This window comes from Nostoc sp. NMS4, assembly GCF_017115095.1.
In the GTDB taxonomy this organism is placed as follows: Bacteria; Cyanobacteriota; Cyanobacteriia; order Cyanobacteriales; family Nostocaceae; genus Nostoc.
In genome coordinates this window covers 1-11542 of record NZ_JABXKI010000216.1, presented here as the reverse complement: position 1 = coordinate 11542, position 11542 = coordinate 1, and the positions used below count along the sequence as shown (strand labels likewise).

The 11542-nt window shown below is 43.7% G+C and carries 14 protein-coding genes and 1 pseudogene; 6 read left to right on the top strand and 9 right to left on the bottom strand.

From position 1 onward, the window contains the following. Positions 1-267 precede the first annotated feature (267 nt). On the bottom strand, positions 268-1539 hold the full coding sequence (locus HWQ37_RS18615; RefSeq protein WP_292749510.1) for a HEAT repeat domain-containing protein: 1272 nt from the start codon (positions 1537-1539) through the stop codon (positions 268-270). 159 nt (positions 1540-1698) lie between these two features. Beyond that, entirely contained in the window at positions 1699-1881 is a 183-nt protein-coding gene (locus tag HWQ37_RS18610) for a hypothetical protein (RefSeq protein ID WP_094350501.1), read from the bottom strand. 250 nt (positions 1882-2131) lie between these two features. Between HWQ37_RS18610 and HWQ37_RS18605 the strand changes: the two genes are divergently transcribed. The 3 genes and pseudogenes from HWQ37_RS18605 to HWQ37_RS18595 all read left to right on the top strand — a co-directional run bounded on the left by HWQ37_RS18605 (position 2132) and on the right by HWQ37_RS18595 (position 3771). Continuing rightward, a complete protein-coding gene (locus HWQ37_RS18605; RefSeq protein ID WP_292749507.1) occupies positions 2132-2371 on the top strand; it encodes a hypothetical protein in 240 nt (79 codons plus the stop codon). 128 nt (positions 2372-2499) lie between these two features. After that, positions 2500-3408 (top strand): HEAT repeat domain-containing protein, encoded by a 909-nt coding sequence (locus tag HWQ37_RS18600; RefSeq protein ID WP_292749505.1) that lies wholly within the window; start codon positions 2500-2502, stop codon positions 3406-3408. A 4-nt stretch (positions 3409-3412) separates the two neighbouring features. After that, positions 3413-3771 (top strand): annotated as a pseudogene (locus HWQ37_RS18595) (helix-turn-helix domain-containing protein). 47 nt (positions 3772-3818) lie between these two features. Here the strand turns inward: HWQ37_RS18595 and HWQ37_RS18590 are convergent. The 4 genes from HWQ37_RS18590 to HWQ37_RS18575 form a co-directional block, all read right to left on the bottom strand. Beyond that, the gene (locus HWQ37_RS18590; protein WP_292749504.1) at positions 3819-4427 is read right to left on the bottom strand and encodes a HEAT repeat domain-containing protein; all 609 of its coding nucleotides are present in this window, start codon (positions 4425-4427) and stop codon (positions 3819-3821) included. A gap of 237 nt (positions 4428-4664) precedes the next feature. Further along, on the bottom strand, positions 4665-5159 hold the full coding sequence (locus HWQ37_RS18585; RefSeq protein ID WP_292749503.1) for a globin family protein: 495 nt from the start codon (positions 5157-5159) through the stop codon (positions 4665-4667). A gap of 78 nt (positions 5160-5237) precedes the next feature. Continuing rightward, the gene (locus HWQ37_RS18580) at positions 5238-5795 is read right to left on the bottom strand and encodes a globin family protein (RefSeq protein ID WP_292749502.1); all 558 of its coding nucleotides are present in this window, start codon (positions 5793-5795) and stop codon (positions 5238-5240) included. A gap of 315 nt (positions 5796-6110) precedes the next feature. Continuing rightward, on the bottom strand, positions 6111-6278 hold the full coding sequence (locus HWQ37_RS18575) for an NblA/ycf18 family protein (protein ID WP_041565510.1): 168 nt from the start codon (positions 6276-6278) through the stop codon (positions 6111-6113). A gap of 295 nt (positions 6279-6573) precedes the next feature. Here HWQ37_RS18575 and HWQ37_RS18570 point away from each other — a divergent pair, with 295 nt between their 5' ends. From HWQ37_RS18570 to HWQ37_RS18560, 3 genes are all read left to right on the top strand, one after another. Continuing rightward, on the top strand, positions 6574-7191 hold the full coding sequence (locus HWQ37_RS18570) for a phycobiliprotein lyase (RefSeq protein ID WP_292749514.1): 618 nt from the start codon (positions 6574-6576) through the stop codon (positions 7189-7191). Next, on the top strand, positions 7188-7733 hold the full coding sequence (locus HWQ37_RS18565; protein WP_292749501.1) for a hypothetical protein: 546 nt from the start codon (positions 7188-7190) through the stop codon (positions 7731-7733). The genes HWQ37_RS18570 and HWQ37_RS18565 overlap by 4 nt, the downstream gene beginning before the upstream one ends. A 427-nt stretch (positions 7734-8160) precedes the next feature. Continuing rightward, positions 8161-8928, top strand: coding sequence for a phycobilisome rod-core linker polypeptide (locus HWQ37_RS18560; protein WP_292749500.1), 768 nt, complete (start codon positions 8161-8163; stop codon positions 8926-8928). Between the two features lie 208 nt (positions 8929-9136). Here HWQ37_RS18560 and HWQ37_RS18555 read toward each other — a convergent pair whose 3' ends face one another. The 3 genes from HWQ37_RS18555 to HWQ37_RS18545 all read right to left on the bottom strand — a co-directional run. Further along, positions 9137-10054 (bottom strand): RluA family pseudouridine synthase, encoded by a 918-nt coding sequence (locus HWQ37_RS18555; protein ID WP_363318151.1) that lies wholly within the window; start codon positions 10052-10054, stop codon positions 9137-9139. A gap of 561 nt (positions 10055-10615) precedes the next feature. After that, positions 10616-11221: a hypothetical protein gene (locus HWQ37_RS18550; protein ID WP_292749499.1), complete on the bottom strand. Its 606-nt coding sequence runs from the start codon at positions 11219-11221 to the stop codon at positions 10616-10618. A gap of 111 nt (positions 11222-11332) precedes the next feature. Next, on the bottom strand, positions 11333-11542 hold a 210-nt coding region (locus tag HWQ37_RS18545; RefSeq protein WP_292749498.1), incomplete at its 5' end, for a hypothetical protein.

Sequence of the window (11542 nt, the reverse complement as noted above, 5' to 3'; positions counted from 1 at the left end):
ACCACGTCTACACACAAGTCGAATTACCCCCCTTAATCCCCCCTTGCAAAGGGGGGAAACAGGAAATCTAGTTCCCTCCCCTTTGCAAGGGGAGGGTTAGGGTGGGGTAAAACCTTGGGTTTTTCAGCTATTTCAGACTTGTGTATACACGACAAGGGGGAGTTAGAGGGGTCAGAAGGACTTGTGTATACACCGTAGCTTACTAAGAGGAGGAGAGACAAAGCGTAGCTTTGGCGGGGTGGGGTTCAAATTTTGTGATTTATGGGTCTATTCATTACTCGTCGCTTTCGCCCTAATTAGCCAATCCCGATCGCCAGTGCAAATTTCCCGACCAGAGGAGTCTCCTAAGCGGTCTAACGCTAATAAACAAGCGTATTTCAAATCCCAAATCGGCGTATTCAGGCAAATTTTGATTTCAGGAATCGCTCGGTAATCGCCCAATTCACCAAGAGCGATCGCACAGGCTGCACGAGATTTCTGGAACTGGGGTTCGCGGTTGTGCAGGTTTTCTACTAATAAATCGTAGGCGGGTGCATATTTCAGCCAGCCGAAAAGTTTCATGACATGATAATGAGCGCCATAATCGTTAAATGCTTTGTCGCCATAAGTGGCTAAGAGTGCTGCTGGTGCTTCTTGTGCATAGATATCTAGTAAGGTTTTTGTTGCTAAATAACACCGGCCAAAATCGGTTTCATAGAGTTCGTTAATCACAAAATCTAGGACAGGGGTAGCATCATACTCATGTACTAGATCGAGGTCGTTGGGGCGATCGTAGAGTACCTGTTCTAAGTAAGGTTGAACTTCTGTAAAGCTAATTTCACCACTGGTAACACCTGCATCCAAAAGCATCCGCAATCCTCGCAACCGAAACACCAAAGATACAGGACAACGGGCAATTTCTGGGATGGCTTTGTAGTAGCGAGAATCAATCAAATCTTGAATAGAACTGCGCCGTGCATTGACATTAGAACTTTGTAGTAGCGCCGTTACCTCAGTAATTTGAGAGTAGTCGCCCGTGAACCGACAAACTGTAGCGATCGCTGCACTCCGGGTAGGTTCGTCCTCAGATAAAGTAAATTTTCTTACACGTTCTAGAGACGGCTGATAGTCAGCGTTAGCGAGAGTGTGAATAATTACTCGATAGATTTGACCTGGTTTATCCAGCAGTTTTGCCACCTCTTCCAGAATTTCTGGCTCTTTAGCCCCAATTTCCCCGATCGCCCACACGGTATTTTCAACAGTATAAATATCATCATCTTGAAGGCACTGCCGAATTACAGGTAAAGCTGATTTGGCTTGCAATCGCCCCAGACTTTCTACAGCTTTGCGTCGAACAATCCGGTGGTCTAACTCATCAGGGTTACTGTTTTCAATCGCCCGTACCAAAGCCGCGATCGATTGCTCAGTGGGGAAGTTAATTAGATGGGAAACAGCAATATACTTATCAGATGCGTCTTCGAGTTGTTCTAATGGTGTATCAATAATTGCGATCGCTTCTTCTTCTGTTAACCCAAACATTTTAAAAAAACGTTTATCCATTGATCTATAAATGGCTCTTGGATAATTGCTTAGAGGTCGCTTTTACTATCGTACTAGGGAGTGGTTACTAGTGATTGGGGACTGGAAAGATGAAGCCTAGACGAGAGCCAAACAAACCAAAAAACCGCATCATCGCCCTCAAAAAAACTGTGCAAAAAGCTATTCATCCTCATCTCCTGATGGTCGTTCGCTGTCACTTTGTTGGGTGTTCCACTCTAAAACAATACGCTCTAGCATTTCCGCCTGTGTACAGTTATTTACAGCAGCGTATTGCTTAATTAGCTCTCTTACCGTGGGACTAATGTGGCGTATATCTAGTGGGTTGTTTCTTGTCGTTTCCACGATCTTTTTCCAGAATGTAGTTGGGTTAAACTTTTGAAGATTTACGTCAAAAAGCTTTACCAGTGGTAACGCGATCTGAGAAGATCATAATATATGCATTTGTCAGCTATTAGTTCAGTTGCCTCTTGCAAATTGTTCAGTTTTATGTAACAGCTAAATGTTGGTCTTTAGCGAGTAACCAAATACAAGCATTTTTGGGAACAGCTACCACACATCATTCATATAAACACATATTTAGGAAACAAAGTTTATGGATCAAACCTCAGAATTCACAACAACCAATAACGTAACCGCTCAAGATGTCGCAGAAGTAATTGCAGAACTTGAGCAATATCGGGAACGCCTAGTTCAAGAAACTACAGAAACAGCAAAACGGGCTAAGTTGATGAAAGTAAGCGTCATGGCAAAATTGGAGCCAGAACTTGCCAAGATAGATTCTGCGCTCCAGGAACTCCGCGCTCAACAAGCTGCCTTGAGTGGCAGCAACTAGTGGTCTGTCAAATTCATTTTGACGATTAGAGAGACGCGATAAATCGCCGTCTCTACAGGGAATTTATCTATCAATTATTTATTGACAGACTACTAGTCATTCATCTTGATAATTTAGCTAGAAGTTATATGCTCAACTCCGAAACTCAATCCGGGGCGGATTCTTTAAATCTCTCTCATACAGAAACTGATGCTTTATTTAAAGCGGTGAGTGAGCAATTAGCCTTAAACACCTTCAACTCGGATGACCAAGAGCTACTAAAGCAGATGGTTGAGAGTATGGCGGACTCACGGGGCATGGTGAGGTTGAGTTTTGCAGAGGCTTTGGGTAAAATCGGCAAACCAGCAACCCCTTTATTGATGGAAGCTGTAGCAAATCACCCCAACCCAGTTGTGCGGAGAGCCAGCGCCAAAACCCTAACACTCATTGCTGACCCGATCGCAGTTCCCACTTTGGTCAACGCCCTCTTAAATGATGAAGATACAGTAGTAAAAACCTCGTCGGTGGGGGGGCTGGCCAAAATAGGTGAGGCTGCTGTACCAGCATTGCTGAAAATCTTAGCGTCAACCGAGTATCCAGAAAGTGCCAGAGGTCATGCAGTCTGGGCGTTAGGATTTATTGGTGCAGAGGCGAAGGAGCATTTATATCGAGAGATTAACTCCGACTCAGCCGAAGTTCGGGCTGCGGTAGTGGGTGCGATCGCTAAAATTGCTGAAGAAGGCACTCAAGAAGGAGCATTTAATATTTTAATTAATGCCCTCAACGATCCATCTGAAATTGTCCGGTGTGAAGCAGCATCTGCTTTGGGTAGCCTGACATATCGATCGGCAATTCCTAGCCTTGTTGAATTACTGCATCATCCCGATTGGGAAACTCGAAAAGCAGCAGCTTTGGCACTGATGAAAATTGGCGACGGTGCTGCTTTAGAACCCCTGCAAGCCGCATTGACTGAGGAAGAAGAAGGGGGGGTTCAAGCAGTAATTAAGTTGGCAATTTCTCAAATTGAGAGACAGTTAGAGGAAGAAGCTTGGGAATAAGGCAATGGACATTTACGCTCCCAAGGTGATTGAGACGGAAGAGGAGTACGATCGCGCCCTAGCTGTAGCGGAGCGCCTAACATTTTGCAAGAACCGGACTCTAGAAGAGCAAGCTCTGCATAAGCTGATAGTAACGCTGATTGAAGCGTATGAGGCGCAGAACTATCCAATGGATGAATCACACCGCATGAAATTCTCCAACACATTATGGAAGTCAGCGACACCCGTCAAGCGGACTTAGTAGGCATCATCGGGTCGAGCGGCGTGGTGTCTGAAGTTGTAAACGGTAAGCGGTCGATTAGTAAGGCACAAGCTAAGGCACTTGGAGGGTACTTCAAGGTGAAACCCAATCTGTTCATCTAATGTATGCGCCCTATTGGGATTGATAAAAGTAGTTGTAAGAGCGATCGCTACTCTCTCTTATATTTAATCACTTGATCTAATCGAGGCAAAGCGCTCACTGCTGACTCTCGAACATACGGATCGAGAGATTCATCATTTGTCAATGCCGTCAGTACTTCCACCCCTCGGATATCACCCATCGAACCGAGTGCATTGACGATCGCCACAGCCACCGCCACATTATCAATTGTTTTCAGAGCTTCAGTCAAAATTTCAAAGGCAGGAGAACCAATCTCACCCAGAGCCATCACGGATGCAATATAAACAACGGGATTTTGGTCATTGAGCGCTGTCTGCAATCCCTGTAAACCCTCAGTTGGGAAGGGAACATCGGGATGATTAGCAGCAACCTGTGCTAAAGCCTTAGCACAACTACCCCGAATGGTCGCATTATCACTATTTACTAATGACTCTACCAGTAGCGGTACAGCATCTGTACCAATCGCACCCAATGCTTTTACCGCAGCTCGGCGATAGGTGACATCTTCTTCATCTAAAATACCCATCAGCCGAGGAATGGTATTTTCATCACGGATATCAGCCAGTTCCCACATAGCTCGTTCCCGCAGATTGGGGTTGGGATGTTTCAACTGTTCAAATAGAGAATCTATTGTCATAAAAGAAAATTTTCCTGTTTAAATCCCCCAAGTTAAATCACGAATTACGAATTACATCAGCGTAGCGGTAGCGACGTAGGAGCGTCATTACGAATTACGAATTACGAATTACGAATTAGTAACAACAGAGGGACTCTTGGTCAATAACTCAACCTGATACAGGCAAAGCAATAGACTGAGAGTCCCTGAGTTTTAGAGTATGACGATCGCTCGTCTACGTCTAATCAATCCCTATTACTATGAAAGGGAGTTGATTACGTAGTCAAGAAGAGAGCGGAACTCAACCAACGCTTGAGGAGACAAGTCACGGGGAGAGCAAGCGCGATCGCGAGTATAAGTCAACGCGGTAACGTAGGGAGCGGTAGGCAGACCCAAAGAGCGATAAACTTCACGCGCACCTGCAATACCCCACTCATCCAGAGGGCCAGTACCGCCCACAACTAAGCTGTAGTTGATCAAGCGTAAGTAGTGCTTGATGTCGCGGAGGCACTTGTCTTTCTTGACTTGGGTAGCGCCAGCTTCACCTTCTTGGGTTAGGTAAGGATATTTCTTGAAGGCAGCATCATAAGCTTCCTTGGCTACGTTATCGATACCAGAAGCCAACTTTTCAGCAGCTTCTAGACGAGCACTAGCACGCTGAATGCTACCTTGAACGGATTCTAGATCGGAACTGCTGGGAAAACGACCTGCTGCATCAGCAGATCCAATAACTGTAGTGATAACTGATTTCATTGCTTTTTATACTCCAGATTAGATGTGATCGAGTTTTAATTTCAGTTTGCTTGGCTAACAGCCTTTAGCCATGAGCGATTAGCTCAAAGCAGAAATAACGCGATCGAAGTAGCTAGCAGCTTCAGCAGCTAGAGCAGAGCAGTCGCCTTGAACAACTTCTTGTTTACGGAATTTTTTACCAGCGTTACCTTCAGTATTGGTGTTGGTGATGTGAGCGACACTGATAGCTTTCAGGATTTGGAAAGCCCGTACAGAAGAACCAGTTGGTACCCCCAAAGCTGTATAGGTTTCTTTCAAACCGTTCAAAGCGCGATCGTCCAATACGGAAGAATCACCAGCCAACAGCGCATAAGTTACATAGCGCAGAACGATTTCAGCATCACGCAAGCAAGCAGCCATCCGGCGAGTGGGGTACAAGTTACCACCAGCTTGTAGCAAACCTGTATTTTCACAAGCAATCCCAGCAATAGCATCAGAAACCGCACAGCTAGCGTTGCTGGCGATCGCATTCACTGCATCAAGGCGCTTGTTGCCTTCAGCGATGAAAGACTTCAAGGCTGCCAAGTCAGCACCACCGATAGGAGCGGTTTTGGCATCAGCCGCAATTACAGCTCTGGAAAAAGCATCAAGAACCATGAGTTCTCCTTAATATTCACAAATGGCGGATATTATTTTTGGCGTGTTCTCGATCAGGTTAACTGTGAGTAGCCAAACAAAAACATAGGGGATCAACAGTACCCTAGTCTTTACTATGAGAGACAAAGTAATAATCTGTAATATTTAATTTGGGGACTGGGGATTGGGGAGATGAGGGAGCAAGGAGATAAACAAAACTCCTAACTCAGCACTCAGCACTCATAACGCCCAATGCCCAAAAATTAAGACTTACGCATTTTGATGGAACTCTGCCATTGCGTAAGTCTTAAGGAAAAAATTTTGTTTTTTACTCGATCAAGCTTGTTTTAGGAGATGTTTGACCAAATTATCTTTCACCATCATCTGCCGTAAAACTTCTAATAAAAACTCTTGAGCCTCTTGTTGACTCAAACTTTTTACCTGGTCTTTCAAATTTTGTAAGCGAAACTGTTGTTCTAAAGTTAATTCGACTGGAAAGTCCATCATTCACTCCTGTGATTGACTGAATCGAAGGGTATTTGTTGTTAGTGGAAAACGATCGCTTTTTTCTAGTTTAGCACTCAGCCATTAAAATGTCTACATTGTCAAGCTATGATTAATCACACTCATAAAAATTTACAATTGCATGACAATACCTCTACCTATCCCTTTTAGGGTGTTTATTGAAGCTGACCACTAATCGCTGTAATGTTTAGAATGTTTATATACCAATTACTCTAAAAAGAAAGAACTCGTAAAACATCATCCGCAGGAGCAATAAGTAGGAGTCAGAAGATTGATAGACGCAATGGAATTTTTTCAGCTAAGTGCTGGTAAGTGGCGATCGCAACGTGCAACTCATCATCTAGCGTTCAAGCGCTCAGAGATAGGAGAATCGGATATACAGGTAGAAACTCTCGATGCCGATCATCCCGAAATCATTGAACTGTGCCAGTATCATGAAATTGACCCCAGCCTTTCAGTCGGTGGCTCGCGTGTACGTTGGCTTGGGACAATGGCTTGGGATCGAGAGGGTGAGGAGAATCATCAGGGGAAAACCATATTTGCGATCGTGCCTGATGGCGATAACCCAAGGCAAGGTAAATTACTCCGCGAAAGAGGCTATGCCGAAATCGTGCCTGTAGTCGGTCTTTTTCACATGGATGATGAAGATGGACTGGTGTTGACAACCGAATACGAAACAATGAGTTCCATTGAGCGATTCTGGTTCGCCAGCCCAAATATGCGACTACGAACCAGTACAGTCAAACGGTTTGGCGGCTTTAGCACTGCATCGTTTTGTAGTGAAAGCCGTATTGATGCTTCTGTTGAGGTTTCCAGCCCAGAAGAAGTAACAGAAAAACTTGGGACAGATGTTTTGGAAAAAAGACAGTTTTATTCAGTTTTGGGCTGGTGAATTATCTCAAGCACAGTGATGCTTTTACTCGTGGGCAAGATTATCTGCGTCTCGTGCAGGGACTTGCCCTAGAACCGGGTATGGTGGATGTGTTTGATAACTTGCGCGATCGCATCCCCATTTGCACTTGGATCGGCGATAATATCAACACTGTTAACGCTCAGATCAACGCCTATCTGGAAGTTTGTCATCAGTGCTTTCATCCCCAAGAGCGTCGCCACATCCAAATTTTTGCAGTCCCCATAGCTCAATCCTTCGGCATAGATGGGCTGTGCAACATTCTCACAAACCCAATCACTATTCTGGTAGATGTTGGTCGAGTTGCACCTAGAGACTGGTTTGGTGTAGTCGTCCATGAATACGCCCATGCCCATCTAGGAGAGTTTGGTCACAATGAGCAGTTTGCTAGCATCCTAGCTCATCTATGCTTAGGACTGGGATTGGAACCACCCTACTGGGAAGCAGGAATGGAAGCAACTTTGCGTAGCTGGCCTCACTGTAAATCAACCATAGATCCCCTGGAATTTTGGATAGGTTGCTGAAGGGGGCAGGGGGCAATCAATTAAAAATTAAAAATTAAAGAACTTCTGCGTTGTTCCTCCTGCCTTCTCTTTCCCAATGCCCAATGCCCAATGCCCAATGCCCAATGCCCCATTAATTAATTTGTTTTGCTAAATGTTAAAAATTATTGCTTCAGTTCAAAAAGGTGAAACTGAATCTCCTAATCTAAAATATGTGAATAAAGTTTTTTAGTCATTTACGTAGTGATTAAGCTAGAAGCCCAACTCCATATTTATTAATTAGCTATGGGTTAAATCCAGCCAGCTAATCATTTATGCTACGAATACTTAAATTCCCCTTAGTTAAGTTTCGTGAAATTTTATCAGAATTCTGAAGTTCTGATACAACTACTCCCTTAATATGTGATTAAAAGTTGTTAACTTTAATTAAGAACATGGAGGCTTTAGAGTGCCACTTCCTCTGTTAGAATATAACCCTTCAAGTCAAAATCAGCGTGTAGCTGCTTATGAAATACCGGGTGATGAACAGCCCAGGATTTTTAATACCGACAATATACTTTCTCCGTCAGATTTAGGAGATCTGATCGAAGCGGCATATCGTCAAATTTTCTTTTATGCCTTTGCTGCCGATCGCGAAACATATTTAGAGTCTCAACTCCGTAATGGACAAATTACAGTACGGGACTTTATTCGTGGGTTGGTGCTTTCCAATACCTTTAAGAAAAGCTTCTACGACCTCAACAATAATTATCGCTTTGTTGAGCAAGTAATTCAGCGTGTTCTAGGACGCGATCCATACAGCGAACGGGAAAAAATCGCCTGGTCAATTGTAGTCGCTACCAAGGGTATTGTAGGGTTTATTGATGAAGTACTCAACACTGAAGAGTACCTGAGCAATTTTGGATACTCCACAGTGCCTTATCAGCGCCGTCGGATACTCCCATCCCAATCTGCGGGTGAGTTGCCATTCAACATCAAATCTCCGCGATATGAAGATTATCACCGTGCCAAATTGGGTTTCCCCCAAATCATTTGGCAGGTCGAAGTACGCAGATTCCTCCCACAAGAGCAAAAGCCCAAGGCTGGCGATCCAGCTTTATTCTTGGCTTTGGCACAAAGTATCAATGCAACTGGCAATGCTCCCCAACGGATCTCGTCATTCAACATCGATATCGAAAAGTCTGTACCTTATCGGCAACTGGCAGGAATTAAATAACGATTTTTGGTCGGTGGCTGGCTAGTACATCCATTCTATCCTTTTATAGCGTGCATAAGTCTTGGGTTATGTAGGAGTTTTATTTAGATATAACTAAGTGAAACAGACTCTATCCCATGTCTAATGCACGCTAGTTGTTAATTGTTAATTGGGCATTGGGCATTGGGAATGGTTTTTTTAAATTGGGTAGTTTCAGGGGTGGATTAGGTTAAAGTGTCGTTCGTCTTTTTAGCATCTCTAAAAGTTTTGTAAAGTGGGCGGGAGGAGTAGCTGTCACCTCAATCAACTCCTCAGATATAGGATGCTGCAATTTTAGTCGCCAAGCGTGTAGTGCTTGACCGGGCAAATTTACACCCACTGAATGACCAGAACTATAAACTGGGTCGCCGACAATGGGATGACCCATTTTGGCGCTGTGGACACGAATTTGATGGGTACGTCCAGTTTCTAATTGAAAGTGAATTAAGGTGAAGTTACCAAGGCGTTCTAGTACTTGCCAGTGAGTGACGGCGAGTCGTGCGCCTTGTTCAACAGTCATAACAGCCATTTTCTTTCGGTCTTGGGGATGACGACCAATGGGTAAGTCTATAGTGCCACTTTCAGTTTTTGGCGCACCGTAAACTATGCCCAAGTATTCTCGCCGTGCGGTTTTAGCTTTGAGTTGTGCTTGTAGATGACGATGGGCAATATCTGTTTTTGCGATCGCGATCGCTCCCGTTGTATCCTTATCTAATCGATGGACAATTCCTGGACGTTGGACTCCGCCAATTCCTGGTAAATTGGGACAGTGAGCTAACAAGGCATTTACCAAAGTACCATCTGGATGACCGGGCGCAGGATGGACAACTAAACCTGCGGGTTTGTTGAGGATAAGTAACTGGTCGTCTTCGTAAAGGATATCTAAGGGGATATCTTCTGCAAGCAATTCTAAAGGTTGAACTTCTGGTATATCAAGAGTGATGCGATCGCCTATCTTGACATTGATCTTCTTAGATGTACAAACTTGATCGTTAAGTTGGACATTACCCTGTTCGATTAACTGTTGGATGCGGGAACGAGATAAGTCTGGTAATTCTTGGGAAAGATAACGGTCAAGGCGATCGCCTTTGGTGTTGATGCAGTGTATTGCACTCTTAAGGGGAAGCAAGCTAGGTGCAGCATCCTCTAGATGAGAAGATAAGCGTTCGCCCTTGGCGTTGGCGCAGCCATCGCTATTTTCTTGGATTTGTAAATTAAATTCGGTCACAATTGCTCTAGATTAATTCCCGTTCTTTAAGTAAAGCGCGAAATACTTTAAAAGGGCGTTATAAATCGCCTCTACCCAAGCAAAACCTAGATTTTACCTTAGTCAACGGAGGTGAACTTTGTTTGTGTAGGGGACTTCCAAATAAAAAAATATCCAATTAATTCTTGTGGGGTGGGCATCTTGCCCGCACTATGGATTGGGCGGGCAAGATGCCCACCCCACAATATTGGATAATTTATTTCTTGGAGTTCCCTAGCCGCGAATTCTATTGCCTTAGCTGTCTTGTATTTGTTCTCTTACCGATTGTCGAAACGTTCTAATGCAATCATTAATTGAATTGGTATAAGATAAGACCCGAAAATCTTTTGCATCATTTAAAATAGGGGCAATTCATAAATTGCCCCTAAAGTTTTGGATAATTTAACTCACGCCTTAGCTTTACTAATTCAAGAACACTGAACCGTTTCGTTCAATTCTCATCGCACTTCTGCCCTGTGTTGCATTGGTGGCTTCCTTAAATGTAACTTCCAAACTTCCTGGCTCTGAAGAAGCTTGTGGAGTCACTATCAACTGTCCGCCATCTTGTCGTTCAAATGTTACTGTTATTGGTGCTTTTAAAGCTTGCAGTGTTACATCTGACTTACCTTCTAGCGATCGCGGTGCCGTGTCGCCAATCACTTGGAAAGTTATCTTAGCCGCAGTATGATTAACCAACTTGATATTAACCGTACCATTATTGAGTGCGATCGTCGCAATAGGGGTTTGCCGTGGTTCTACCAGTGGTTGTTGGTCATTGGAAACGGCAGGTGGTGAAGCCTGTTGAATTCGATCGCCAGGAATTGGGCGTGGTGATCTAGCTCCTGGCTCTGGTGATCCGGGAGCCTGAGAGCGGTTGTAGGGTTGTTCACTAAAAATACTGGGACTTGGGTTAACCTTGACAGTAGATTCTTCTGCTAATGCTTGAGGAATTACTGGCAGACTAATTAGGAATCCCCCACAAAGAGCGCCAAATAATTTGCTAGACTTGCGAAAATTTTGAGACTTCATATTCGTTCTTGACTCCTAGAAAAACTTCTTTTTTCTTACTCAAATTTTTTTTCTTACTAAAAATGTCTCCAGCCGAAAATTAAATTAGATTTTATCGGTCGTTGAGTACATCTAAATATTTAACAAACTACTCAATTTATCGTATCTAGCTAAGGACACGGAAATAATCTGAAAAAATTGAAATATTTCATTCTCAAGATTTAAAAACTTAATCACTCTCATTAAGCATATTTTTGTAACAGTCAGTAGACCGAAAACTTTTGCAATCGCTAAAAAATAGTAGTGTATGATACCATTTTTAGAGGAATGGAAAAAAGCTGT